Below are 23,182 nucleotides of genomic sequence, written 5' to 3' on the forward strand. Positions count from 1 at the left end.
TGGACGGATGGCAAGTCCGGAGGACAGGGAGCCGGCCGCGGATCCCGTCGAGGAGCGCGAGCGCACCCGGGTCTCGGCGACCGAGGCCTCGTGGGCGCTGCGCGATGCCAACCGCGCCGCCGACGAGGTCGACCACGCCCTGGCCCGGCGCCTGGGGCTCCGGGCGATCGACTACACCGCGATGAGTCACGTCCTCGCGGCCGAGGTGCCGCTCGGACCCTTCGAGCTCGGAAGGCGGCTGGGCATCAGCAGCGGCTCGGCGACGGAGCTGGTCGACCGCCTCGAGCGCGCCGGCCACCTACGGCGGGAGCGTGACGCCGACGATCGGCGCCGCGTCGCGCTGCACCCCGGCGAGGAGACGCTGGCGCGCGTGATCGGGGAGCTCTCCCCGCTGTTCTCGGACATCGACGACGCCGCGGGCGAGTTCACCGAGGCCGAGCTCGCCGCCGTCGTCCGCTACCTGCGCACCGCCGCGCGGTTGATGCGGGGCTTCGCGCAGGCGCCGGCCGACCCGGGGTGAGGGACGTTCTCGGCCGGGCGGAGGTGGGCGTTCCCGGTGGCCCGGCGCGGAGGCGCGGAGGCGCGGCCCACTCGGGCGTAGCGGTACCCCCCGTCGAGGGCACCGGGTGCCGTCGACGGAACGAATTCCGGCCGGTGCCGCCCCGTCCCGGTAACTCCGGCGTGCGCCGTGTCGACTGGGTGACGTGCGCTGCGCCGACAGGGCGTCGGTCGGCCCACCTCCAGCAACGGGGTGGCGCTGGACGGGCGGGCGGTCGGCCTGCCCCGGACGGACGTGAGGTGTCGATGGCGATCGAGCTCGTGGTGACACCGACCGGACTGGAGCTGTGCTTCTCGGGGATCGATCGGGCCGCCGCCGGGCGCCGGGCTCTGCACGTGCCCTTCGAGCGCATCGTCGGGTCGCGGGCGATGTCGCGCGCCGACGCCGTCGCCTCGAGCCCGCACCTGCCCTCTCCCGGCGTGTGGTGGCCCGGCCGGCTCCGCGCCGGGTGCTGGGGGGTCGGGGAGCGCCGCCAGCTCTGGGCCGCCCGCGGGGGCGCCGACGTCGTGGTCGTCTACCTCTCGGGACGCCCGTTCCACCGGCTGGTCGTCGAGACCACGGACTGCCGCCGGACGCAGCGCTCCGTCGAGGCCGCGCTGCTCCAGAGCAAGAGGACCGCGGCCCGCGCCTCGATGCGCGCCCTGCGCCGGGGTCGGGACGACGAGCGGGACACGGCGCCACCCCGGCGCTGACGGGGTTGCGCGGCCGGCAGCCGGGGCGTGCGTGCTCCGCGTGGCGTCCCGTCGCGTGCCGTCCACGTGACGGACACTTCGGTGGGGCAGCGTCCCGCACGTCGTACCCATCCGGAGACACCGCCTCGCCGAGAGGAACCACCACCGTGTCCGACGGACTCGCCGGGGGCCTGTCCCGCCGCAGCTTCCTCACCCGTTCCGCCGTCGCCGTCGGCGGGGTCGCCCTGCTGGGCAGCGCCGAGGGCCTGTTCTCCGCGCCCAACGCGGGCGCCGCACCCGGTCCGGGCGGGCCGGGCGGGCCGGGGTACGGCCCTGTCGTCCGTGACCCGGCCGGCCGGCTCGCGCTGCCGCAGGGCTTCCGCTACACCGTCGTCTCGGAGGCCGGGGTGACCCGGCTGGACTCGGGGGAGCCCAGCCCGACCAACAGCGACGGCATGGGCGCCTTCCCGACGCGCGCGAACGGCACGGTGCTCGTGCAGAACCACGAGCTGCGCGGGGCGCGCGCGGCGGCGGGGCCGCTGGTCGTGCCGACGCAGCCGGAGTTCACCTACGACCCGCAGGCCCCGGGCGGCACCACGACGATCACGGTGGACAAGGACGGCCGCCGCCAGGGGGAGTACGTCTCCCTGGCCGGCACGTCGACCAACTGCGCGGGAGGCGTCACCCCCTGGCAGACCTGGCTGTCCTGCGAGGAGACCGAGGACCTGGCCGGGGTCAACGGCTTCACGAAGGACCACGGCTACGTCTTCGAGGTCGACCCCGAGGACCGCGCCGCCAACCGGGACCCGCAGCCGGTCAAGGCCCTCGGCCGGTTCGCCCACGAGGCCGTCGCGGTCGACCCGGCCAGCAGCACGATGTACCTCACCGAGGACGCCGCCACACCGAACGGCCTGCTCTACCGCTGGACCCCGCCGCGCGGGTTCCGCGGCGGCAAGGGCGCCCTGCGCCGCCTCGGGCCCGCCGAGGGCGCGTACGAGGCGATGCTGTGCACCGACCGCGACGGGGCGCCGGTCGACGACCTCTCCCGCGCGACCGAGGTGGGGACGACCTACCGGGTGCGCTGGACCGCGGTGCCCGACCGCGACTCCCGCGCGGTGCCCACGCGGCTGCAGCTCAACCCGCCGCAGGTCACCCGGGGCCGCAAGCTCGAGGGGTGCTGGTGGGGCGACGGCGGTGCGTACGTCGTCAGCAGCTTCGCCCGCGACGAGAGCCCCGTGCCCCACGACGGGCAGGTCTGGTTCCACGACCCGCGGCGCCGGACGCTGACGCTGGTGCTGCGCTTCGGGGTCAACCCGGACCCCGACCGGGACGGCACCTACGACGGACCGGACAACATCACCGTCTCGCCGTGGGGCGGGGTGATCCTGGCCGAGGACGGCGAGGGCGTGCAGCACCTGGTCGGGGCCACCCCGGGCGGCGAGACCTACCCGATCGCGCGCAACGACCTCAACACCAACGAGATGGCCGGGCCGGTCTACTCGCGCGACAAGCGCCTGCTGTTCGCCAACCTCTACGAGCCCGGGATCTGCTACGCGATCACCGGGCCCTGGCGCACCCAGCGCTGAGGCGTCGGGGTCGCCGGCGCCACGGCGGACGTGCGCCCTCCTCGCCCCGGGCCCCGGTCCGGCCGACGCGGCCGTTCCTGCGCCCGGCGAGGAAAATAGTTGCCGATCGCGGCGGCGTCGACGTGCGGAACGGACGGGACAGTCGGTCTGATGGGAGACGACGTCGCGCCACGCACCTCGTTCGGCGGGGCCGACCCCTCGGCGCTCGAGCACCTGGTGTGGCACCAGGACCTGATCTGCCCCGGGGAGCCGTGCCGAGGGCGGGTGCGGACCTTCCCGCCCGGTGAGCTCGTCGACGACGGCCACCACGAGCAGCGACGGTGCCCGCAGTGCGGGACGACGACGACGGCGCCGGCGTTCTACATCGCCCGACGCGCCGGTCGGCCGCGGAGCGGGCCCCGCTCCGGCTAGGAGTGCGGTGCTCCGAGCGCACCAACCGCTGGACCCCGACGGCGAGAGGAGCGCGCACGCGGGTGAAGCCTGTCGCGCACAACATGATCGTGCACACTCCTACGGTGCCCCCGAGCGACCTTCGCGCGCGCCCCGAGGGCGACGTGGGCGACGTGGGCGATGTGGGCCGTCGCAGCGCCCTGGTCGCGCTCATCGGCGAGGCCGACACCGCGCTCGCCGGGCACCGGTGGCGGCTCGACCCGCGCGCTGCGGCCGGGCTGACCGCGCACGTCACGGTGCTCGCCCCGTTCCTGCCGCCCCCGATGATCGACGACACGGTGATCAAGCGGCTGGACGCGGCCCTGGACGAGGCGCCCGCGTTCGACTGCGCCTTCGACCAGACGCGGTGGTTCGCGCGCGACTGCCTCTGGCTCGCGCCGGTCTCCGAGGCACCGTTCCGCACTCTGACCACGCGGGTGTGCGCGGAGTTCCCCGAGCTCGAGCCCTACGGCGGCCGCCGCCCGGTCGTCCCGCACCTGACCGTCGGCTTCGCCCGCGCGTCGTCGGTGGACGACCTGCGCATCGCCGCCGCCCGCCTCGGCCGGAGCCTGCCGATCCGGGCCCGGGTCCGCCGGCTCGACCTGCTCGTCCTCGAGGGCGCGAAGGCGCGCTCGCGTCCGCGGGCGCGGTTCGAGCTGGCCGGGGCGTGAGGTGCCGTCCGGCTCCCGAGGACGAGCGTGCCGGGCACCGGGGTCACCGGCCCGCGGTGCTCGGCCCCTCACGTCGCGCGGCACCCAGCGCGCTGAGGTAGCGGATCGGCGGGATCAGCAGGTGGTAGACCGGCCGGACCAGGCGGCCGGGCAGGCTGCCGTGGCGCTCCTCCTCCCGGACCCGCGCGCGGGGGTGCTCCTCGAGCAGCCGCTGGGCCGGTGAACGGCGGATGTCGGTCGGCACGGAGGTGCGGACCTCGATGCGGCTGAGGTGCTTGGTGCTGATGTAGCCGTACTGGCTGGGGCTGACGAGCCGGACCGGCGCGCCGTGGTCGCCGTCGAGGGGGCGGCCGTCGAGGTGCTCGGCGAGCATGACGTCGGCGGCCAGCGCGTCCTCGATCGTGACGACCGACCGGTGGCCGTCGAGCCCGCCGAAGACCAGGTGGGTGACGACGGCGGCCGGGTCGAGCGCCGGCTCGACGACCTCGCGCCAGAACGCCGCGAACGGGACCCCTTCCCACGTCAAGCCGACCGCCGACCAGCCGGCGACGCAGTGGAGGTCGGCCCGCTGCTCCCGGCGCGGGAGGCGTCCGAGGTCCGCCGACGACACCCCGACCGGTCGGCTCACGGCCCCGCGCACGTCGATCCGGTGGTCGGCGGGCACCGCCGGGGCGGGGTGGTGGAGGTGGGTGCCGAAGCGCGGGAAGCCGACGACCGGACGCTGCCCCGGCGGCAGCGTCAGTCCCGGGTGGCTCTCGGCGGTCCCAGATCGGTCCGTGGCGGTCGAGGTCATGTCCGCTCCTCGGTCTATACGCCGTCGTATACCGGAGCCGCGGACGCTACCAGCATGTGTACGGTGCCGTACAGAAGCCGGCGGACGAAGGAGAGCGTGCATGGCGGTCGCCCGCACACCGCGCCACCACTGGGTCGGCGCGGGCCTCGAGGCGCTGGCCGCCGGCGGGCCGGACGCGGTGCAGATCGAGTCGCTCGCGCGGGCGCTGGGGGTCACGAAGGGCGGCTTCTACGGCTACTTCGCCGACCGGCGGGCCCTGCTGAGCGAGGTGCTCGACACCTGGGAGTCGCGCAGCGCCGGCGACGTCGTCGCGCAGGTCGAGGACGAGGGCGGGGACGCCATGGCGAGGGCCCTGCGGGCGGCCGAGCTCACCTTCAGCACCGAGCTGCGACCGGTCGACCTCGCGGTGCGCGAGTGGGCCCGCCGCGACACCGAGGTCGCCGAGCGCCTGCGACGCGTCGACAACGCCCGGATGTCCTACCTGCGCGTGCTGCTCGGGCCGGTCAGCGCCGACGAGGAGGACCTCGAGGCCCGCTGCCTCGTCGCGTTCTCGGTCGCGGTGGCCGACCACCTCATCGCGGCCGACCACGGCACCCTCGCGCGGGCCGACGTGCGCGCCGCGGTCCGGCGCCGGCTGTTCGCGCCGGCCGGCGACGCTTCCGGGGCGGACCCGGGGTCCGTACGGTCGGGGCGATGACGACCCCGGGCGCACGCGGCGGCACCGAGATCACCGACCTCGAGCAGCTGCGGGCGATCGTGGGCCGGCCGGGCGCCCGCGCGGTGGAGAAGGTGCGCCCGACGTTGGACGACGTCGACCGGGCCTTCGTCGACTGCTCGCCGCTGCACCTGCTCGCCACCTCCGGGGCCGACGGGACGCTGGACGTCTCACCCCGCGGCGACCCGGCGGGCGCCGTCCGCGTCGCCGACGAGCGGACCCTGCTGCTGCCGGACCGGCCCGGGAACCGCCGGGTCGACGCGATGACCAACATCGTGGGCAACCCGCACGTCGGGCTGCTCTTCCTCGTCCCGCGCCGCACCGACACCCTGCGGGTCAACGGGCGCGCGCGCCTCCTGCTCGACCCCGACGACGCCGCCGACCTCGAGGTCCGCGGGCACCGCCCCCGCATCGTCGTCGAGGTGACGGTCGACGAGGTCTACTTCCACTGCCCCAAGGCCTTCCTGCGCTCCCACCTGTGGGAGCCCGAGGCGTGGCCGCCCACGGACCTCCCGAGCGTCGCCGAGATCGCCCACCGGACCAGCCCCTCCTGCTCGCTGCAGGAGCTGGAGGACCGGTACGAGCCGGGGAACTACCGCACGCTCCTGTACTGACGGGCCCGCCCGCCGCGGTCAGCCCCGGGCGACCCGCCGGTAGCGGATGTGCGTGGCCAGCGGGGAGTGCAGCACCTCGACGGGCTCGAAGTCGAAGGAGCCGACGCCGTCGAACAGGCGCTCGCCGCCGCCGAGCAGGGTGGGGGCGATGTCGAGGGTGAGCTCGTCGACCACGCCGGCGACCAGGGCCTGGCGGACGGTGGAGGCGCCACCGGCGATGTCCACGCCGCGGTCGCCGGCGGTCTCGAGCGCCCGGGCGTAGGCCGCGTCGAAGCCGTCGGTGACGAAGTGGAAGGTCGTCCCGCCCTCCATCTCGATCGGGTCGTGCGCGTGGTGGGTCAGCACGAACACCGGCGCGTGGTACGGCGGCTCGGGGCCCCACCAGCCACGCCAGTCCTCGTCCCACTCGCCGCGGACCGGCCCGAACATGTTCCGGCCCATGACGTAGGCCCCGCGGGGACGCAGGAGCCACCCCGTCGCGGTCTCGTCGGCCTCGGTGGCGCGGGGGTCGCCGATGTGCCAGCCGTGCACCTCGATGCCGCGCCGGCCGAGCGGGTCGTCGCGGCTCTGGGAGGGGCCGGCGACGAAGCCGTCGACCGACATCGACATGTGGCAGGTGGTGTCCGACATCGGCGCTCCTGGAGGAGTTGCGGGTTGCAAGCAGTGGACACGCTAGCGCGCGCCGGCGCCGGGGGGAGGGGGACGGCCCGCGACGGGTTCCCCCCGGCGCCTCCCCGTCACGGGGGAGTCCGGACGGCGCGGCGGGACCTAGCGTCGAGGGTGCTCGAGGCGCCCGTCGGGAGGAGCGGCCGTGAAGATCGGAACGACCCACCTGTTCGTCCCCGGTCCGACCACCGTGCCGGAGGTGGTCCGCCGCGCGCTGAACGTCGCGATGGAGGACCACCGCGCCCCGGACTTCCCGGACTTCGTCCTCGACCTCCTGGCCGACACCAAGCGGGTGTTCCGGCTGCGGGAGGGTCGCGTCCTGCTCTACCCCGGCTCCGGGACCGGGGCGTGGGAGGCCGCGATCAGCAACTGCCTCGACCGGGGCGACCGGGTGCTCATGGCCCGGCACGGCCACTTCTCCCACCTGTGGGTGGACATGGCCCGCCGGCTCGGCCTCGACGTGGTCTGCCACGACGTCGAGTGGGGCGAGGGCGTCCCGGTGGAGGCCTACGAACGGACGCTGCGCGCCGACCCGTCGATCAGGGCCGTCTTCGTCACCCACAACGAGACCGCCACCGGCGTGACCAGCGACGTCGCCGCCGTGCGCCGGGCGATGGACGCCGCGGGCTCCGACGCGCTCCTGCTCGTCGACGGCGTCTCGTCGATCGCGTCGCTGGACTTCCGGCAGGACGACTGGGGCGTCGACGTCGCGGTCGCCGGCAGCCAGAAGGGGTTCATGCTCCCCGCGGGCCTCGCCATCCTCGGGGTCAGCGAGAAGGCCCTGGCGGCGGCCGAGACCTCGTCCACCGAGCGCTGCTACTTCGCGTTCCGCGACATGATCGCCGCGAATGACGTCGGCTACTTCCCCTACACCCCGCCCCTGCCGCTCCTGCACGGGCTGCGGGCCTCGCTCGACCGCCTGCTCGACGAGGGGATGGACGACGTCGCCGCCCGCCACCACCGGCTGGGCGAGGGCGTCCGCCAGGGCGTCAACGCGTGGGGCCTGGAGCTGGGCGCCCTGTCGCGGCGCTGGGACTCGGACACCGTGACCGCCGTGCGGCTGCCCGCCGGGATCGACGGGGCCGTGGTGTGCCGCACGGCCTACCAGCGCTACCGGACGTCCTTCGGGGGCGGGCTCGGGAAGGTGGCCGGCCGGGTGTTCCGCATCGGACACCTCGGCGACGTCAACGAGGTCTCGTGCCTGACCGCGCTCGCCGCGGCGGAGATGGCGCTGCTCGACGTGGGCGTGGACGTCGAGGCGGGCGCGGGCGTCGCGGCCGCCCAGGCGTACTACCGGCAGGCCCTGGCCGACGAGGAGGCCGCCGCCGCGCCGTGGCCGCGGGCGGGGTCGCGGCTGGCCGCGGTGCGCTGACCGGACCGGGCACGCCCCCGCCCCGCAGCGGGCGAGGACGCCGCCGCGTCGCGCGTTCTTGCCGGAACGGCAAGTGCTGTGGCCTACCGGGCGCGGGAGGTCACTACCGGGCGCGGGAGGTCAGCGGGTCGCGCGGGGCGTCGCCGGCGTCGATGTCGACGCCGCGGCGCAGGAGCTTGAGCGTGTAGATGGTGCGCGGCGAGATCAGGTGGCTCAGGCCGGTGGCCAGCACCACCGCGATCATGAGGGGCAGGATCACCGCGTAGTTGCCGGTCAGCTCGAACACGATGAGCACCGCGGTGATCGGGGCGTGGGCCGCGCCGGCGAACACCGAGGCCATCCCGACCAGCCCGAACGCGCCGGGCGCGAGGTGCAGCCCCGGGAAGAGCGCGGCCGCGAGCGAGCCGAACGCCGTGCCGGCCAGCCCGCCGATGAACAGCGACGGCGCGAACACCCCGCCGGACCCGCCGATGCCGATCGTCAGGCTCGTGGCCAGCATCTTCCCCACCACGAGCAGCAGCAGGAACCCGGTCGCGTACTGCCCGACCAGCCCGTCCTCGAGCACCGGGTAGCCGACGCCGTAGAGCTGGGGCAGGGCCAGGAGCACCCCGCCCAGCACGACGCCGCCGACGGCGGGACGCAGCCACTCGGGGCCCCGCCACACCGCGTCGCACAGGTCCTCGACGCCGTAGAGAACGCGGGCGAACGCCCAGCCGAGCAGCCCGGCGAGCAGCCCGAGCACCCCGTAGAGCGGGAGCTCCGCGGTCGAGCCGAGCGTGTAAGGGGGGAGCCGGAGGATCGTGTCGTCGCCGACCAGGAGCCGGGCGACGACGTTGGCGGTCACCGAGGAGATCACGAGCACCCCGAACGCCTCGGCGGCGAACGCCCGCAGGATGATCTCCAGGCCGAAGACGACGCCGGCCATCGGCGCGTTGAACGTCGCCGAGATCCCGCCCGCCGCGCCGCACGCCACCATGAGCACCAGCCGCCCCGCGGGCACCCGCAGCGCCTGGCCGATCGAGGAGCCCAGCGCCGACCCGATCTGCACGATCGGGCCCTCGCGGCCCACCGAGCCGCCGGTGCCGATGCAGACGGCCGAGGCCAGCGCCTTGACCCCGGCGACCCGCGCCGGGATGCGCCCGCCGTTGCGGGCCACGGCCACCATCACCTCGGGGACGCCGTGGCCCCGGGCCTCCGGCGCGAAGCGGTGGACCAGCGGCCCGTAGACCAGCCCGCCGAGCACCGGCACGAGCAGGAGGAACCACGGTCCGAGCGCCTCGAGGTGGGTGCTCGCGACCCGTCCGGCGTCGGAGAAGTCCTCCCGTCCGGTGGCGAGCCACGTGATCGAGATGATCAGCCAGCGGAAGGCGACCGCGCCGAGGCCCGCGCCCACCCCGATGATCAGGGCGAGCCCCACCAGGCCCGGCCGGGTGTCGACGAGCCAGCGGTGCAGGGCCTGGCCGGTGCGTGCCGGCCAGGCCCGCCACCGGCCCCGACGCCTCACCGGTCGGCCCCGGTGGGCGTGCGTGGGTGGGCGGTGACCGCCCACTCGCGCTCTCCCACCTCGCCCGAGGCCTCGGCGACGGCGCGCAGCCCCTCCACGACCGCGGCGCGGCGGGCGTCGGGGACCCCGGCGAGCAACGTGCGCAGCTCGGCGCGGCGGCGCCGGCTGACCTCGTCGACGAGGTCGCGCCCCGCGGGGGAGAGCGAGACCGCGACGGCACGGCGGTCGCCGGCGGGCCGCTCGCGCACCACGAGTCGCTTGGCCTCGAGCCGCGCGCACATCCGCGTGGACGTCGGCGGTGTCACCGCCAGCGCCGTGGCGACCTCCGCGGGCCGCATCGACCCCCGCTGGCCCAGCACCACCAGCGCCCGGTACTGCGGCAGCGTGACGTCCTCGTCCACCTCGGCCAGCGAGCGCACCACGACGCCCAGCAGGGCCCGGCTCGCGGTCATCACCGCGTCGACGAGCTCGTCGTCCGGCGCCGTATGTCGTTGCACGAGCTAATCGTTGCCCTGGGCAACGCTGCCCGCAACCGGGGCCTGCGGTAGACAGATCACCCATGGGTCGACGCACGCGGGGCCACCGCCCGCGCGCGAGCAATCCGAGCCAGATCATCGTCGCCGCCTTCGCCGTCGGCGTCGCCGTCGGCACGGGGCTGTTGCTGCTGCCGGGGTCGTCGGCCGACGGCGCGGGCGCGAGCCTGCTGGAGAGCGTGTTCACGGCGACGTCGGCGGTGTGCGTCACCGGCCTGGTCGTCGTCGACACGGGCACGACCTGGTCGCCGGCCGGGCAGGTCGTGATCCTCGCGCTGATGCAGGTCGGCGGGCTGGGCATCATGACCGTCGCCTCGCTGCTCGTGGTGCTGGTGTCGCGCCGCCTCGGCCTGCGGGCGCGCCTGGTGGCCCAGGCCCAGTCCGGCAGCCTCGACCTCAGCGACGTGCGCCGGGTGCTGCGCAACGTCGTGCTCTTCAGCGTCGTGGGGGAGGCCGTCACGGCGTCGGCCCTCGGGCTGCGCCTCGCCACCGCCTACGACGTCGACCCGGCCCGGGCGGCCTGGGAGGGCGTCTTCCACGCGGTCTCGGCGTTCAACAACGGCGGCTTCGTGCTGTGGTCCGAGAACATGACCGTCTTCGCGGGAGACCCGTGGATGCTCCTGCCGGTCGCGCTCGCGGTCGTCGTCGGGGGCCTCGGCTTCCCGGTGATCCTCGAGCTGTTGCGGTCGTGGCGGCCGCGGACGTGGTCGGTGACCGTCCGGCTGACCGTCGTGACCTCGGCGGTGCTGCTGGTCGTGGGCACCGTCATGCTGATCGCCCTGGAGTGGGGCAACCCGGCGACGTTCGGGCCGATGAGCGTGGCCGGGAAGATCCTGGCCGGCTTCTTCTCGTCGGTGATGCCGCGCAGCGGCGGGTTCAACGTCGTCGAGATCGGCGCCATGACCCCGGAGAGCTGGCTCGCCACCGACGTCCTCATGTTCATCGGCGGGGGCAGCGCGAGCACCGCCGGCGGCATCAAGGTCACGACCTTCGGTCTCCTCGCCGCGGTGCTGTGGGCCGAGATGAGCGGGGAGCGCGACGTGGACGTGGGACGCCGCCGCATCCCGATCGCCAACCAGCGCCAGGCCCTGGCGGTGGCGCTGCTCGGTGTCGGGCTGGCCATGGTCTCGACGTTCGTCCTGCTCGGGGTCAGCGACGAGGACCTCGACCGCGTGCTCTTCGAGGTGCTCTCCGCACTCGGTACGGTCGGGCTCTCGACGGGCATCACCTCGGAGCTGCCGGCCCCCGGGCAGGTGGTGCTCGTCGTGCTGATGTTCGTGGGCCGGCTCGGGCCGCTGGCGCTGGCCTCGGCGCTGGCCCTGCGCGAGCGTCCTCGGCACTATCAGCGCCCCCAGGAGAGGACGATCATTGGCTGAGACGAGGCACGAGCCGGTGGTGGTCATCGGGCTGGGCCGCTTCGGGTCGGCGATCGCCCTCGAGCTCGAGCGCCAGGGCACCGAGGTGCTCGCGATCGACAACGTCGACCGCCGGGTGCAGGACATGTCCTCGCAGCTCACCCACGCGGTGACCGCCGACTGCACCGACGTCGAGGCCCTCCAGCAGCTGGGCGTCGGCGACTTCCACCGGGCCGTCGTCGCGATCGGCGACCACCTCGAGGACAGCATCCTGGTGACCTCGATGTTGGTGGACCTCGAGGTCGCCGACATTTGGGCCAAGGCCACCAGCGCCCACCACGGCCGGATCCTCGAGCGCATCGGTGCGCACCACGTGGTGTTCCCCGAGCAGGACATGGGCCAGCGGGTGGCCCACCTGGTCTCCGGCAACGTCCTGGACTACCTCAAGATCGACGCCGACTTCGCCCTGGCGAAGCTCCGCCCGCCGCGCGAGATCGTCGACGTGCCGCTCGCCGAGTCGACGATCCGCAGCGAGCACGGCGTCACCGTCGTCGCGGTCAAGAAGGACGGCCGGTCGTTCACCTACGCCACCAACGAGACCGTCGTCTCCCGCGACGACATCGTCCTCGCCGTGGGCCACAACGACGACATCGAGCGCCTCGTCGACGGCGGCTGATCGTGGCCGGCGTCGGTGTGGGAGGTGCGCCGTGGACGTCGTGATCTCGGGCGCGAGCGTGGCCGGCCCGGTGACGGCCTACTGGCTCCGGCGGGCGGGTCACGCGGTCACCGTGGTGGAGCGGTCGCCGCACCTGCGCCGCACCGGGGGCCACGCCGTCGACCTGTTCACCCCCGCCATGGAGGTCGTCGAGCGGATGGGTCTGCGGGACGCGGTCCGCGACCGCGCGACGGGCACCGAGCGGATGACCGTCCGGCGCGAGGGCTCGTCCCGCGAGGTCACGATCGACCTGACCCGCCTCATGGGTGCGCTGTCGGACCGCCACGTCGAGATCATGCGCGACGATCTCGGCGAGATCCTCCACGACGCCACCCGGCACGACGTGGAGTACGTGTTCGGCGACCGGATCACGGCGATCGCCGACGACGGCGTCGTGACCTTCGAGCGGGCGCCCGCGCGCCGCTTCGACGCGGTGATCGGCGCCGACGGCCTGCACTCCGGCGTGCGCGGGATCGTGTTCGGTCCGGAGGCCGGGTACTCGCGCTGGCTCGGCGGCTACATCGCGGTCGCGACGATCCCGGCCGATCGGCGACCCCCGGGGCTGATGACCACGGTGCTCGGGGTAGACCGCATGGTGGGGGTCTACGGCGCGCGCCACACCCCGGACGCGCGCGCGTTCTTCCTGTTCCGCCCGCCCGCGGAGCTCGCCGTCGAGCACCACGACGTCGAGCGCCAGAAGCAGCTGCTGCGCGAGGCGTTCGGCGACCTCGGCGACCCGGTGCCCGACCTCCTCGACGAGGTCGACCGCAGCGCGGCGTTCTACTTCGACGCCATCACCCAGCTCGAGCTGGACACCTGGTCCCGCGGCCGCGTCGCGCTCGTCGGGGACGCCGGCTACTGCCCCGGACCCGCGGTCGGGGGCAGCACCAGCCTCGCCGTCGTCGGTGCCCACACCCTCGCCGGCGAGGTCGCCGAGGCCGGCGGTGACACCACGGTCGCGTACCCGGCGTACGAGGCGGCCATGGTTGAGTACGTCCACCGCAGCCGGGAGTTCGCCACCACGATGGCCCGTCGGCTCGTCCCGGGCAGCAGGGCCGGCGTGTGGGCCCTCACCACCGGCACCGCGCTCGTCACCCGCCTGCCCCGGGCGGTGGGCCGCCGGCTGGTCGCCCTCGGCGGGGATCTCGGGCTGCACGAGTCGATCGCGATCCGTCGCTACCCGGCGCTGGGCGAGGGGTGACCGGGGTGGGGAGGCCGGGGTGGGGAGGCCGGGGTGGGGAGGCCGGGAGACCGACCCCCGATCGGGCCGACACCGCTCTGCGCCCGGACCGTCGCGGCGACCGCTGCGTGTCCACAGCCGAACGCCGAGCCTCGTTCGCGCGATCGCCTTAATCATTCTGTGATCTGTCGAAAATAGTCCCGGGATTCGGCGTCGGGGCTTCCCTGTGCGGGCCGGGGGCGGGGAGGGTGGCCCCGGCGCGCGATCAGGGGGAGGTCCGTCGAGGGCATGCCGAGTCACCAGGGTCGACACGAGATGCCGGGCTGGCGCGGCTACCTGCCGGACAGCATCGACCGCGCCGCTCGACGCTCCGGACCGCGTGGTGCGGGCCGCGCGCGCGTGGTGCCGAGCCGCGTCGTGGTCGCCGGTGCCCTCGCCGCCGCGGCCCTCGCCGGCGGGGTCGTCGTGCAGACGCGGTCGGCCGGGCCGCCCGAGGCCCTGCCCGGGACGGCGGACGACGCCGACTCGCTGCTCGCCCGCAGCTCGGCGTGGACGCACGAGGCCACCCCCGTCCTGGCCTCGCTCGACGTCGAGGTCCGCCGCGTGGACGACGTCCGGCGCCGGTGGGACGCCTCGCCCCCTGCCCGCCGTGCCGGATCGCCGCCCGGCGCGGTGGTGGACCTGCTCGAGCGCCGGACCGCGCTGCTGCTCCACCGGGACGCGCTGCGCACCACCATGACCACGCTGCGCTCCACGCCCGGGTCGGAGTCCGCGCTGGCGAACGGCTGGCCACAGCTGCGGGCCGCGCAGGAGATGCTGCGGGCGCTGGATTCGGGACGCAACGTCCTCGGGGACCCGGTCGAGGCGAGGGTCCTGCGTCTCGCCCTCGGCCAGGACGTCCCGGGCGCCGACGACGGCCCGTCGCCGGCGGAGCTCGCGGCGCGGGGATCGGGCGGGGTCGACACCCCGACCGTCGTCCTCGCGGCCTCGGTGTCGGAGGCGGTCCCGGAGACGGTCTCGGAGGTGATCCCGGAGACGGTCTCGGAGACGGTCCCGGAGGTGCCCGGGACGCGGGCCGCGCCCGCCTCGCCGGCGGTGCTCGACGAGGCCGAGGTCGTGGAGGCGCCGGCCGCCCCGGTCGCGGAGGCCGGGGCCCCGACCGGGACCGTCGCCGCGGCGGAGCCCGCCGAGTCGGTGGCACGCGCCCGGCCCGCCGGGAGCCCGGAGCCGCCGGCCGCCGCCCCCACGACGGGGGCGGGCGTGTCGGACGCCGCGCATGGCGACGAGGAGCCCGCACCCACCAACGCCGGCGACCGGGAAGGGCCCGACGGCCAGGTGACGGAGGAGCCGAGCCCGGATCCCTCGACGGACGACGAGCAGACGATGCTGACCTTCGCCCGCGTGACGGGCGGCGGGGCCGGTGCCGAGCCCGCCGAGAGGGAGACCTCGTCGGACCCCGACGACCAGCTCGCGGAGAACGCCACCTCCGACGAGCCGGACGACGAGCCGGACGACGAGCCGGACGCGCCGACCACCTGACCCGTCAGAGGTCGAGCACGAGGCGCCCGGAGCAGGACCGCGACACGCAGATCATCATCGTGTCGTTCGCTGCGCGCTCCTCGGGCGTGAGCAGCGAGTCGCGGTGGTCGGGGACGCCGTCGAGGACGGTCGTCTCGCAGGTGCCGCAGGTGCCCTCCTGGCAGGAGGACAGCACCGGCACCCCGGACTCCTCGACGACCTCGAGCACCGAGCGGTCGGCCGGCACCGTCAGCACGGTCCCGGACGCGGCGAGCTCGACCTCGAACGCCGCGCGCGGCCCGTCGTCGGCGCCCTCCTTCGGGGCGAAGCGCTCGACGTGCAGCGCCCCCGCGGGCCACCGCGCGCACTCCTCCTCGACCGCCGCGAGCAGCGGCTCCGGCCCGCAGCAGTAGACCGCGACCTGCTCGACGGTCGCCCCGGGCTCGCCCAGGGCCTCGGGCAGGTCGAGCAGCCCGACCTCGTCCATCGGCCGGATCGCCACGCGGTCGGGGTGGCGCTCCTCGAGGCGGTCGAGGAACGCCATCGACCCGCGGGTGCGCCCGCCGTAGACGAGACGCCAGTCCGCACCCGCGGCGGCGACCTGCTCGATCATGGGCAGCAGCGGGGTGATCCCGATGCCGCCGGCGACGAACACGTAGCGCTCGGCCGGGACGAGGGCGAAGTGGTTGCGGGGCCCGCGCGCGGTCACGACGTCGCCCTCGCGGAGGGTGTCGTGCACGTGGGCGGACCCGCCGCGCCCGTCCTGCTCGCGCAGCACGGCGACCTGCAGGACCGAGCGCTCCGCCGGGTCGCCGCACAGCGAGTACTGGCGGGTGATCTCGTCGGTGAGGACGAGGTCGAGGTGCGCGCCCGGCTCCCAGGGCGGCAGCTCGGAGCCGTCGGCGCTGCGCCACGTGAGGGCGACGACGCCGTCGGCCAGCGTCTCCTTCTCGTCCAGCACGAGCCGCAGCTCGCGGTCGGTCGTCGTGGTCATGGTTGCTCCTCAGGCCGGCACGGTCGCCGGCTCGCGGGGGGTGCGGGGCGGGGGAGCGGTGGGCTCGGCGGGGGCCGGCTCGTGGTCGACCGGGTGGCCGAGCAGCCACTCCCACAGCTCGATGGGGTCGTCGAAGAGCCGCTCGGCGCCGCAGTGGCACACGGCGCGCAGCTGGTCGGTGCCCAGCACCCAGTGCACGCGCTGGACCCGCTCGCCGCGCAGCACCGGCGGGGCCTCGGGGATGCTCACCGGACCGGGGCCGCGGGGGCGTTGCGCGGGGCCTCGCCGACCATCCGCGCGAGCATCCGGCGTGCGGCCAGGCCGCCGGTGTCGATGTTGATCGACAGCTCCTGGTAGCCCGCGGGCTCGGTCGCGATGACCTTCTCGAGGACGTCCAGCGCCTCGACGTCCTGCAGCACCACGGTGCGGTTGTTCTCGGCGAGGAAGGCGGAGACGCCCTCGTCGTCGAGGGCGAAGTCGCGGGCGACCATCCAGAAGTCGTGCGTCGAGTGCTCGGTCTCCGGCGTGATCGCGTAGACGACCTCGACGTGGAACGCGTCCGGGTCGGTGCCGTCCGGGTTCGGCACCGAGCCGACCGGCGCGATCCGCGAGTGCAGCTTGTAGAGGCACGGCGGGGTGTACTCGATGTCCTGCCAGCGCGCGATCCGCCCCGCCAGCCCCGTCGACTCGCGGTAGAACGGCGGGCACTCCGCGTCGTCCATGTGCCGCGAGACGTAGACGGCGCCGGCGTCGTCGTCGACCTCGGTCGTGATCGGGGTGGACGCGACCTCGGGGGTGCCGATGTAGCCGCCGTGCAGGTAGGTCTCGTGCGACAGGTCGAGCAGGTTGTCGACGAGCAGCGAGAATCGGGCCGCCAGCGGCTCCAGGCCGCGCACCGTGGTCCAGCCGGGCGCGTCGAGGTACGTTGCGCGCGGGATGCGGCTCTCGTCGGCCAGCGCCGGGTCGCCGATCCAGACCCAGATCAGCGAGTCGACCTCGACGACCGGGTACGCCGCGAGCCGGGCGGTGCGCGGCACCTTCGTCTGCCCGGGCACGGCGACGCAGCGGCCGTCCGCACCGTAGGTGAAGCCGTGGTAGCCACAGATCACCGTGTCGTCGACCAGCCGCGACGGCGCCTGGGAGAGCGGGAAGCGGCGGTGGACGCAGCGGTCGGCGTGGGCCACGACGGTGCCCTGCGCGGTCCGCCAGAAGAGGATCGGCTCGTCGCAGATGGTGCGGGCGAAGAGCTCGTTGCTGATCTCCGCCCCGTAGGCGGCGACGTACCACTGGTTGCGCGGGATGGTGCTCACGAGGACGCTCCCTCGGCTCGGACGGTGGTGGGCTGCTCCGTGTGCCGTGCCGCGGACGGTCCGGCGGGGCGGAGGCGGAGGACGAAGAGCATCGCGGCGGCGAGGACGAAGACCGCGCCGAAGAGGACGTAGAGGTACTGCGGGGTCCAGCCGCCGTCGAGCAGGGTGCCGGCGAGGGTGGGCGCGAGGATGGCGCCGGCGCGGCCGATGGCGAGCCCGGTGCCGACGCCGGTGGTGCGCACCGCCGCCTCGTAGACGGTCGGCGTCAGGGCGTAGAGGCCGGCGACGCAGCCGTTGACGAAGACGCCGATCACCGCGGCGACGACGAAGGCGAGCGTGAGGCTCGAGGTCGCGCCGATGAACACGGCGAGCAGGACGCCGGTGGCGACGAGGTAGGTCGCGAGCACGTTGCGCAGCGCGAACCGGGCCGCCAGCAGCCCGAGGAGGGCGGCGCCGAAGATCCCGCCGACGTTGAGCAGGGTGCCGCCCGCGATGCCGGCGGTCGGGGAGAGCCCGGCCTCGGTGAGCAGGGTCGGCGTCCAGCTCGTGACGAAGTAGAAGCCGGCCATGACGCAGAAGAAGACGACCCAGAGCACGAGCGTGGTCCGGCGCAGGCGCGGGGTCAGCAGCTCGCGGTAGCCGGCGCCGATGCCCGCCGGCGCGGTCGGGCGGTCGGGCAGCGCGTCGAGGACGGGGTGGCCCATCCGCCGCACCAGCGCGTTGATCCGCTCGAGGGCGCCCGCGGGGCGGCGGGTGACGAGGAAGTCGAGCGACTCGGGCAGCCGCCACCACACCAGCGGGATCGCGGCCGCGGTGGCGAGACCGCCGACGAGGAACACCGAGCGCCAGCCGAGCCCGCCGATGAGCAGCGTCGCGAGCAGGCCGCCGAGGGTCGCGCCGAGGGCGTAGCCCGTCGAGTTGAGGCTCACGGCCAGGCCGCGCCAGCGGTTCGAGGCGTACTCGGCGGCGATGACGTTGCTGGTGGCGAGGATGCCGCCGATGCCCAGGCCGGTCAGGACGCGCAGCAGGCCGAGCTGCACCGGGCCCTGGCTGACCGAGGACAGGATCATCGCGGCGCTCGCGACGGCGAGGCAGCCGAGCACCATCGGGCGCCGGCCGATCCGGTCGGCCCACGGCGCGACGAACATCGACCCGGCGGCCATGCCGACGAGGCCGGCGGAGAGCAGCAGGCCGAGCTGGGCCCCGGACAGGCCCCACTCGGCGGACACCGACTTGCCGGTGAAGGCCATGACCAGCACGTCGAAGCCGTCGAGGACGTTGAGCAGGACGCAGACCACGACCGCGCCCCACTGGAAGCGGGACATCGGTCGGTCGTCGATGAGGTCCTTGATCGGCGCGCTCATCGGCGGTCGGTCCGGTGCTCGGGGCAGGAGGGGACAGGCACGGCAGCACTCCGTTGTCTGCAGGGGTCGTCGGCGGCCCGACACGGTGGTGGTGGGCCGCTGCCGGGGAGGACGTCGTCCCGGCGGGGTGCTCCGAGGATGCGGTGCCGGGGTGGGAGTGCTGAACGAGACTTCCGAGATATGGAAGTTCAGCGTCGCCGGGCGAGGGCGTGGCTGATCGCCCGCGCACTGGTGCGCACCAGGGGCGCGAGGGCGTGCGGGGACGCCGCGCCGTGGCGGACGACGAGCGAGACCGCGGCGACGACCTGGCCGAGGTGGTCGTGGACCGGGGCGCCGACGGACAGCGAGTCCGTGGTCACCTGCCGGTCGCTGATGGAGAAGCCGTTGGTGCGGACGTCCGCCAGCATCCGGCGCAGTCGCGCGGGGTCGGTGACCGTGTGGTCGGTGTAGCGCTCGATGCGCCCGCTGAGGACGTCGTCCTGGATCTCGGTGGGGGCGTGGGCGAGCAGCACGAGGCCCACGCCGGTCGCCGTGAGCGCGAAGCGCCCACCGACGCGGGTGTGGACGGGGACGGCTCCGGTGCCGGCGATGCGCTCGACGAACACCAGCTCGGCGCCCTCGCGCACGGCGAGCTGCACGTTCTCCCGGCTGATCTGCGAGAGGTCCTCGAGGAACGGCAGGGCGATCTCCCGCAGGCCCTGCCCGCGGGGCGCGAGCGCGCCGAGCTCCCAGAGCCGCAGGCCGATGTGGTAGCTGCCGTCCGCGTCGCGCTCCAGGGCGCCCCACCGCACGAGCTCGGCGACCAGCCGGTGCGCGGTGGACAGCGGGACGTCGCCGTGGCGGGCGAGCTGGCTCAGCGTCAGGCGGGGCCGGGCGGTGGTGAACAGGTCGAGCAGGTCGAACGCGCGCCGGATCGCCGGGCCGGTCGGCCCCGCCGGGCGTCCCCGGGCCGGGTGCCCTCCCGCGCCGTCCCCCGCCGTGCTCATCGCACCCCGAGGCGCTCGAGGCGGGGGAGCACCTCGTCGGCGAACCCGGGCAGCTCGGCGGCGTAGTCGAGGAAGGCGAGGGTCATGCCGGAGAACCCCGCCGCCGCGTACCGCGCGATCTCGGCGGCGACGTCGTCGGGCGTGCCGACGAGCGGGACGCTGCCGTGACCGGCCGCGAACCGGTGCCGGAAGGTCGCGAGCATCTCGGGGGTGAACGACCGGGCGTGCAGGCCCTGCAGGGCCATGAGGTTGTCGACGGCCTCCCCGTCGGCGCCTTCCTCGGCGTAGTGGTGCAGCGCGTCCCGGGCCTCGTCGCGCGTCGGGCGGCACACGACGTGGCCCAGGGTGAGCACGCCCATCGCTCGGGCGTAGCGCTCGCGGGCCGCCGTCGTCACCGCCTCCACGACCCCCGCGCCGTCCTCCGGACCCGCGACGACGGTGAAGGCGAAGTCGGCGTTGCGGGCGGCGAAGTCGCGGCCCTGCCCGGAGGACCCGGCGTTGAGCACCGGCAGCGTCCCGTGCACCGGCTTGGGCATGCCCTCGACCCCGCGCAGGTGGAAGTACTCGCCGTGGTGGTCGAAGCGGCCCGGCTGCGTCCAGATCCGGCGCACGACGTCCCACCACTCCTGGGCGCGGGCGTAGCGGGCGTCGTGGTCGGTCGGCAGGTCCACCCCCATCGCGTCGTACTCGGGCTTGTTCCAGCCCGCGACGATGTTGATGCCGGCGCGCCCGCCGCCGATCCGGTCGACGGTGGCGAGCTGCTTCGCCGTCACCACGGGGTGGTTGAACGCGGTGTGCACCGTCGAGAAGACGTGGATGCGCCGCGTGTGGGCGAGCAGGCCGGCGGCCCACGGGACGGGCTCGAGCACGCCCTCGTGAAAGTTGGTCTCGCCGCCGTAGCCGATGAAGCGGGCGATGGGCAGGAGGAAGTCGATCCCCGCCTCGTCGGCGATGCGGGCGAGCGCGAGGTTGTCCTCCCAGCTCCCCGACCAGCGTTCGGGGACCGTGGTGACCGCGAGCCCCGACGAGCAGTTCGGGGAGAACAGGCCGAGCAGGAAGTGGCCGGGGTCGCGCGTCAGCGGCATGGTCGTCCCTCTCGTCGGGCGCCGGGGTCGGTCGTCGTCACCGGGATGGTGCGCGCACCGGCCCGGACGGGCCATGCTCGTCGGACACTGATCACGGAGGAGTCGCGCATGTCCGTCCTGACCGCCGTCGCCGACGCGATGCGCTCCGGCGCCGTCGAGGTCGTCGACCTCACCACACCGCTGCAGGAGTCCACCCCGATCCTGGAGCTGCCGCCGCCGTTCGCGAACACCTCGCGGTTCCGGCTCGAGGAGCTCTCGCGCTACGACGACCGCGGGCCGGCCTGGTACTGGAACGACATCCGCACCGGCGAGCACACCGGCACCCACGTCGACGCCCCCAACCACTGGGTCACCGGGCGCGACGGCGCCGACGTCTCGCAGCTCCCGACGACGACGATGGTCGCGCCGGCCGCGGTGATCGACATGACCGCCGAGGTCGAGAAGGATCCGGACTTCCTGCTCGAGGTCGACCACATCGAGGCCTGGCAGGCCGAGCACGGCCCGCTGCCCGAGGGCGGGTGGCTGCTCTACCGCACCGGGTGGGAGGCCCGGGGCGGCACGCAGGAGGAGTTCGTCAACGCCGACGACGCCGGCCCCCACACCCCCGGGGTGTCGGCGGCGTGCGCGCGGTGGATCGCCGAGTCGTCGCCCGTGGCCGGGTTCGGGGTCGAGACGGTGGGGACCGACGCCGGCGCCGCGGGCGGGTTCGACCCGCCGTTCTCCTGCCACCACTTCCTCATGGGCGCGCACAAGTGGGGTCTGACCAGCCTGCGCAACCTCGGCGCCCTGCCGGCGACCGGTGCGGTGGTCGTGGTCTGCCCGCTGCCGATCGTCGGCGGGTCCGGGTCGCCGGCGCGGGTGCTCGCGCTGGTGGAGCGGTGACCGGGGCGAGCGCAGCGACGGGGGGTGGCACCGGGGCGAGCGCAGCGACGGGGGGTGGCACCGTCGCCGACCAGGTCGGGACCCTGCTGGCGCAGCTCGGGGTCGGCCACGCGTTCGGCGTCGTCGGCAGCGGCAACTTCCACGTCACCAACGCCCTGCGCGCGGGTGGGGTCTCCTACACGGCGGCCCGGCACGAGGGCGGGGCCGCGACGATGGCCGACGCCTACGCCCGCACGTCGGGCGAGGTGGGCGTGCTGTCGGTGCACCAGGGCTGCGGGCTGACGAACGCGGTCACCGGGATCGGGGAGGCCGCGAAGTCGCGGACGCCCCTGCTCGTCCTCGCCGCCGACACCCCCGGGCCCCAGGTCCGGAACAACTTCCGCATCGACCAGGACGCGCTGGTCCGCGCGGTCGGGGCGATCCCCGAGCGGGTGCACTCGCCGGCCTCGGCGGCCGCCGACGTCGTCCGGGCCTACGGCCTCTGCCGCGACCAGCGCCGCACCGTGGTGCTGAACCTGCCGCTCGACGTGCAGGCCGCGCCCGCGATCGACGGGCCGGCCCGGGCACGCACCACCTGGCGCCCGCCCCGCCCCCACCCGGCCGCGGTCGCCGAGCTCGCCGCGCTGCTCGACGGCGCGGCCCGCCCGGTCTTCGTCGCCGGACGCGGGGCGCGCGGCGCTCGCGCCGAGCTCGAGGCGCTGGCCGACCGCTGCGGCGCCCTGCTCGCGACCAGCGCCGTCGCCCACGGCCTGTTCACCGGCTCGCCGTGGTCGCTGGGCATCTCCGGCGGGTTCTCCACCTCGCTGGCCGCCGAGCTCATCACCGGCGCCGACCTGATCGTCGCGTGGGGCGCGTCGCTGACGATGTGGACCACGCGGCACGGGGAGCTCACCGCCGGCGCCACCCTCGTCCAGGTCGACGACACCGCCGAGGCGCTCGGGGCGAACCGGCCGGTCGCGCTCGGGGTGCTCGGCGACGTGGCCGCCACGGCCGCCGACGTGCTCGACGCCTGCGGGAAGACCGCCGGCTACCGCCGTCCCGAGGTCGGGGAGCGGATCCGCACCGACGCCCGGCGCGCCCCCGGACCCGGGACACCCGGGTCGGAGCGGATCGACCCGGGCGTGCTGTCGGCCGCGCTCGACGAGCTGCTGCCGCTCGAGCGCACCGTCGCCGTCGACTCCGGCAACTTCATGGGCCACCCCGCGGCCTACCTGCGGGTCCCCGACGAGGCCGGGTTCTGCTTCACCCAGGGCTTCCAGTCCATCGGCCTCGGCCTGGCCACCGGGATCGGCGCGGCGCTCGCGCGTCCCGACCGTCTCCCGGTCGCCGCCTGCGGCGACGGCGGGTTCCTCATGGGCATCAGCGAGCTGGAGACCGCGGCGCGGCTCCGGCTCGGGATCGTGATCGTCGTGTACGACGACGCCGGCTACGGCGCGGAGTTCCACCACTTCGCCGACGGCGACCACGCCACCGTCCGGTTCCCCGACACCGACATCGCCGCCATCGCCCGCGGCCACGGGTGCGACGCGGCCGTCGTGCGCTCGACCGCCGACCTCGCGGCCGTGCGCACCTGGCTCGACGGCCCGCGGGACCGGCCGCTGCTGCTGGACGCGAAGGTCACCGCCGACGGCCCGTCGTGGTGGCTGGCCGAGGCGTTCAAGGGGCACTGAGTCGGGGAGA

The 23,182-nt window shown here is 75.1% G+C and carries 24 protein-coding genes; 14 read left to right on the forward strand and 10 right to left on the reverse strand.

The window, feature by feature from the left end; genetic code table 11:
• The first annotated feature begins 7 nt into the window (after window positions 1-7).
• The 5 genes from ACYX4T_RS04375 (at window position 8) to ACYX4T_RS04395 (ending at window position 3,916) form a co-directional block, all read left to right on the forward strand.
• Window positions 8-520: a MarR family transcriptional regulator gene (locus tag ACYX4T_RS04375; protein WP_476013357.1), complete on the forward strand. Its 513-nt coding sequence runs from the start codon at window positions 8-10 to the stop codon at window positions 518-520.
• Between the two features lie 284 nt (window positions 521-804).
• Complete coding sequence (locus ACYX4T_RS04380) at window positions 805-1,251, forward strand: hypothetical protein (protein WP_476013358.1); 447 nt, start codon at window positions 805-807, stop codon at window positions 1,249-1,251.
• Window positions 1,252-1,397: 146 nt separating this feature from the next.
• Entirely contained in the window at window positions 1,398-2,816 is a 1,419-nt protein-coding gene (locus ACYX4T_RS04385) for an alkaline phosphatase PhoX (RefSeq protein ID WP_476013359.1), read from the forward strand.
• 150 nt (window positions 2,817-2,966) lie between these two features.
• A complete protein-coding gene (locus ACYX4T_RS04390; protein ID WP_476013360.1) occupies window positions 2,967-3,227 on the forward strand; it encodes a hypothetical protein in 261 nt (86 codons plus the stop codon).
• A gap of 152 nt (window positions 3,228-3,379) precedes the next feature.
• On the forward strand, window positions 3,380-3,916 hold the full coding sequence (locus tag ACYX4T_RS04395) for a 2'-5' RNA ligase family protein (protein ID WP_476013361.1): 537 nt from the start codon (window positions 3,380-3,382) through the stop codon (window positions 3,914-3,916).
• 43 nt (window positions 3,917-3,959) lie between these two features.
• Here ACYX4T_RS04395 and ACYX4T_RS04400 read toward each other — a convergent pair whose 3' ends face one another.
• Window positions 3,960-4,709 carry a molybdopterin-dependent oxidoreductase gene (locus ACYX4T_RS04400; protein ID WP_476013362.1) on the reverse strand — a complete coding sequence of 250 codons (750 nt, stop codon included), beginning with the start codon at window positions 4,707-4,709 and terminating at the stop codon, window positions 3,960-3,962.
• A gap of 100 nt (window positions 4,710-4,809) precedes the next feature.
• On the opposite strand from ACYX4T_RS04400, the gene ACYX4T_RS04405 reads away from it, so the two are divergent.
• Entirely contained in the window at window positions 4,810-5,406 is a 597-nt protein-coding gene (locus tag ACYX4T_RS04405) for a TetR/AcrR family transcriptional regulator (RefSeq protein WP_476013363.1), read from the forward strand.
• Window positions 5,403-6,038, forward strand: a complete 636-nt coding sequence (locus ACYX4T_RS04410) for an MSMEG_1061 family FMN-dependent PPOX-type flavoprotein (RefSeq protein ID WP_476013364.1) — start codon at window positions 5,403-5,405, stop codon at window positions 6,036-6,038. Before ACYX4T_RS04405 ends, ACYX4T_RS04410 begins: the two co-directional genes overlap by 4 nt.
• An 18-nt stretch (window positions 6,039-6,056) precedes the next feature.
• On the opposite strand, the gene ACYX4T_RS04415 is transcribed toward ACYX4T_RS04410, so the two are convergent.
• Window positions 6,057-6,668 carry a dihydrofolate reductase family protein gene (locus tag ACYX4T_RS04415; protein WP_476013365.1) on the reverse strand — a complete coding sequence of 204 codons (612 nt, stop codon included), beginning with the start codon at window positions 6,666-6,668 and terminating at the stop codon, window positions 6,057-6,059.
• Between the two features lie 181 nt (window positions 6,669-6,849).
• Here ACYX4T_RS04415 and ACYX4T_RS04420 point away from each other — a divergent pair, with 181 nt between their 5' ends.
• The gene (locus tag ACYX4T_RS04420; RefSeq protein ID WP_476013366.1) at window positions 6,850-8,076 is read left to right on the forward strand and encodes a pyridoxal-phosphate-dependent aminotransferase family protein; all 1,227 of its coding nucleotides are present in this window, start codon (window positions 6,850-6,852) and stop codon (window positions 8,074-8,076) included.
• 103 nt (window positions 8,077-8,179) lie between these two features.
• On the opposite strand, the gene ACYX4T_RS04425 is transcribed toward ACYX4T_RS04420, so the two are convergent.
• Both ACYX4T_RS04425 and ACYX4T_RS04430 read right to left on the reverse strand, forming a co-directional pair.
• Complete coding sequence (locus ACYX4T_RS04425; protein ID WP_476013367.1) at window positions 8,180-9,580, reverse strand: chloride channel protein; 1,401 nt, start codon at window positions 9,578-9,580, stop codon at window positions 8,180-8,182.
• On the reverse strand, window positions 9,577-10,077 hold the full coding sequence (locus ACYX4T_RS04430; protein ID WP_476013368.1) for a MarR family winged helix-turn-helix transcriptional regulator: 501 nt from the start codon (window positions 10,075-10,077) through the stop codon (window positions 9,577-9,579). The genes ACYX4T_RS04425 and ACYX4T_RS04430 overlap by 4 nt, the downstream gene beginning before the upstream one ends.
• 62 nt (window positions 10,078-10,139) lie before the next feature.
• Between ACYX4T_RS04430 and ACYX4T_RS04435 the strand changes: the two genes are divergently transcribed.
• The 4 genes from ACYX4T_RS04435 (at window position 10,140) to ACYX4T_RS04450 (ending at window position 14,902) form a co-directional block, all read left to right on the forward strand.
• Window positions 10,140-11,489, forward strand: a complete 1,350-nt coding sequence (locus ACYX4T_RS04435) for a TrkH family potassium uptake protein (protein WP_476013369.1) — start codon at window positions 10,140-10,142, stop codon at window positions 11,487-11,489.
• Window positions 11,482-12,144 carry a potassium channel family protein gene (locus tag ACYX4T_RS04440; protein ID WP_476013370.1) on the forward strand — a complete coding sequence of 221 codons (663 nt, stop codon included), beginning with the start codon at window positions 11,482-11,484 and terminating at the stop codon, window positions 12,142-12,144. Before ACYX4T_RS04435 ends, ACYX4T_RS04440 begins: the two co-directional genes overlap by 8 nt.
• Window positions 12,145-12,175: 31 nt before the next feature.
• Complete coding sequence (locus ACYX4T_RS04445) at window positions 12,176-13,384, forward strand: FAD-dependent monooxygenase (protein ID WP_476013371.1); 1,209 nt, start codon at window positions 12,176-12,178, stop codon at window positions 13,382-13,384.
• 267 nt (window positions 13,385-13,651) lie between these two features.
• Window positions 13,652-14,902 (forward strand): serine/threonine-protein kinase, encoded by a 1,251-nt coding sequence (locus ACYX4T_RS04450; protein WP_476013372.1) that lies wholly within the window; start codon window positions 13,652-13,654, stop codon window positions 14,900-14,902.
• A 4-nt stretch (window positions 14,903-14,906) separates the two neighbouring features.
• Here the strand turns inward: ACYX4T_RS04450 and ACYX4T_RS04455 are convergent, their stop codons facing one another.
• From ACYX4T_RS04455 to ACYX4T_RS04480, 6 genes are all read right to left on the reverse strand, one after another.
• Entirely contained in the window at window positions 14,907-15,875 is a 969-nt protein-coding gene (locus ACYX4T_RS04455) for a PDR/VanB family oxidoreductase (protein WP_476013373.1), read from the reverse strand.
• A gap of 9 nt (window positions 15,876-15,884) precedes the next feature.
• Complete coding sequence (locus tag ACYX4T_RS04460; RefSeq protein WP_476013374.1) at window positions 15,885-16,124, reverse strand: hypothetical protein; 240 nt, start codon at window positions 16,122-16,124, stop codon at window positions 15,885-15,887.
• Window positions 16,121-17,185 (reverse strand): Rieske 2Fe-2S domain-containing protein, encoded by a 1,065-nt coding sequence (locus ACYX4T_RS04465; RefSeq protein ID WP_476013375.1) that lies wholly within the window; start codon window positions 17,183-17,185, stop codon window positions 16,121-16,123. Before ACYX4T_RS04465 ends, ACYX4T_RS04460 begins: the two co-directional genes overlap by 4 nt.
• Window positions 17,182-18,549 carry an MFS transporter gene (locus tag ACYX4T_RS04470; protein ID WP_476013376.1) on the reverse strand — a complete coding sequence of 456 codons (1,368 nt, stop codon included), beginning with the start codon at window positions 18,547-18,549 and terminating at the stop codon, window positions 17,182-17,184. Before ACYX4T_RS04470 ends, ACYX4T_RS04465 begins: the two co-directional genes overlap by 4 nt.
• A gap of 188 nt (window positions 18,550-18,737) precedes the next feature.
• Complete coding sequence (locus ACYX4T_RS04475; RefSeq protein ID WP_476013377.1) at window positions 18,738-19,535, reverse strand: IclR family transcriptional regulator; 798 nt, start codon at window positions 19,533-19,535, stop codon at window positions 18,738-18,740.
• Window positions 19,532-20,620: an LLM class flavin-dependent oxidoreductase gene (locus tag ACYX4T_RS04480; RefSeq protein ID WP_476013378.1), complete on the reverse strand. Its 1,089-nt coding sequence runs from the start codon at window positions 20,618-20,620 to the stop codon at window positions 19,532-19,534. Before ACYX4T_RS04480 ends, ACYX4T_RS04475 begins: the two co-directional genes overlap by 4 nt.
• A 108-nt stretch (window positions 20,621-20,728) precedes the next feature.
• On the opposite strand from ACYX4T_RS04480, the gene ACYX4T_RS04485 reads away from it, so the two are divergent.
• Together ACYX4T_RS04485 and ACYX4T_RS04490 are read left to right on the forward strand one after the other, a co-directional pair.
• Window positions 20,729-21,502: a cyclase family protein gene (locus tag ACYX4T_RS04485; protein ID WP_476013379.1), complete on the forward strand. Its 774-nt coding sequence runs from the start codon at window positions 20,729-20,731 to the stop codon at window positions 21,500-21,502.
• The gene (locus ACYX4T_RS04490) at window positions 21,499-23,172 is read left to right on the forward strand and encodes a thiamine pyrophosphate-binding protein (RefSeq protein WP_476013380.1); all 1,674 of its coding nucleotides are present in this window, start codon (window positions 21,499-21,501) and stop codon (window positions 23,170-23,172) included. The genes ACYX4T_RS04485 and ACYX4T_RS04490 overlap by 4 nt, the downstream gene beginning before the upstream one ends.
• The last annotated feature ends 10 nt before the right edge of the window (window positions 23,173-23,182 follow it).

The organism is Actinomycetospora sp. ABD4_176, assembly GCF_056311855.1.

Coding starts and splice junctions, on each gene's coding strand:
- ACYX4T_RS04375 (WP_476013357.1), top strand. CDS start 8: ATGGCAAGTCCGGAGGACAGGGAGCCGGCCGCGGATCCCGTCGAGGAG.
- ACYX4T_RS04380 (WP_476013358.1), top strand. CDS start 805: ATGGCGATCGAGCTCGTGGTGACACCGACCGGACTGGAGCTGTGCTTC.
- ACYX4T_RS04390 (WP_476013360.1), top strand. CDS start 2,967: ATGGGAGACGACGTCGCGCCACGCACCTCGTTCGGCGGGGCCGACCCC.
- ACYX4T_RS04400 (WP_476013362.1), bottom strand. CDS start 4,709: ATGACCTCGACCGCCACGGACCGATCTGGGACCGCCGAGAGCCACCCG.
- ACYX4T_RS04405 (WP_476013363.1), top strand. CDS start 4,810: ATGGCGGTCGCCCGCACACCGCGCCACCACTGGGTCGGCGCGGGCCTC.
- ACYX4T_RS04410 (WP_476013364.1), top strand. CDS start 5,403: ATGACGACCCCGGGCGCACGCGGCGGCACCGAGATCACCGACCTCGAG.
- ACYX4T_RS04415 (WP_476013365.1), bottom strand. CDS start 6,668: ATGTCGGACACCACCTGCCACATGTCGATGTCGGTCGACGGCTTCGTC.
- ACYX4T_RS04435 (WP_476013369.1), top strand. CDS start 10,140: ATGGGTCGACGCACGCGGGGCCACCGCCCGCGCGCGAGCAATCCGAGC.
- ACYX4T_RS04450 (WP_476013372.1), top strand. CDS start 13,652: ATGCCGAGTCACCAGGGTCGACACGAGATGCCGGGCTGGCGCGGCTAC.
- ACYX4T_RS04455 (WP_476013373.1), bottom strand. CDS start 15,875: ATGACCACGACGACCGACCGCGAGCTGCGGCTCGTGCTGGACGAGAAG.
- ACYX4T_RS04470 (WP_476013376.1), bottom strand. CDS start 18,549: ATGAGCGCGCCGATCAAGGACCTCATCGACGACCGACCGATGTCCCGC.
- ACYX4T_RS04475 (WP_476013377.1), bottom strand. CDS start 19,535: ATGAGCACGGCGGGGGACGGCGCGGGAGGGCACCCGGCCCGGGGACGC.
- ACYX4T_RS04480 (WP_476013378.1), bottom strand. CDS start 20,620: ATGCCGCTGACGCGCGACCCCGGCCACTTCCTGCTCGGCCTGTTCTCC.
- ACYX4T_RS04485 (WP_476013379.1), top strand. CDS start 20,729: ATGTCCGTCCTGACCGCCGTCGCCGACGCGATGCGCTCCGGCGCCGTC.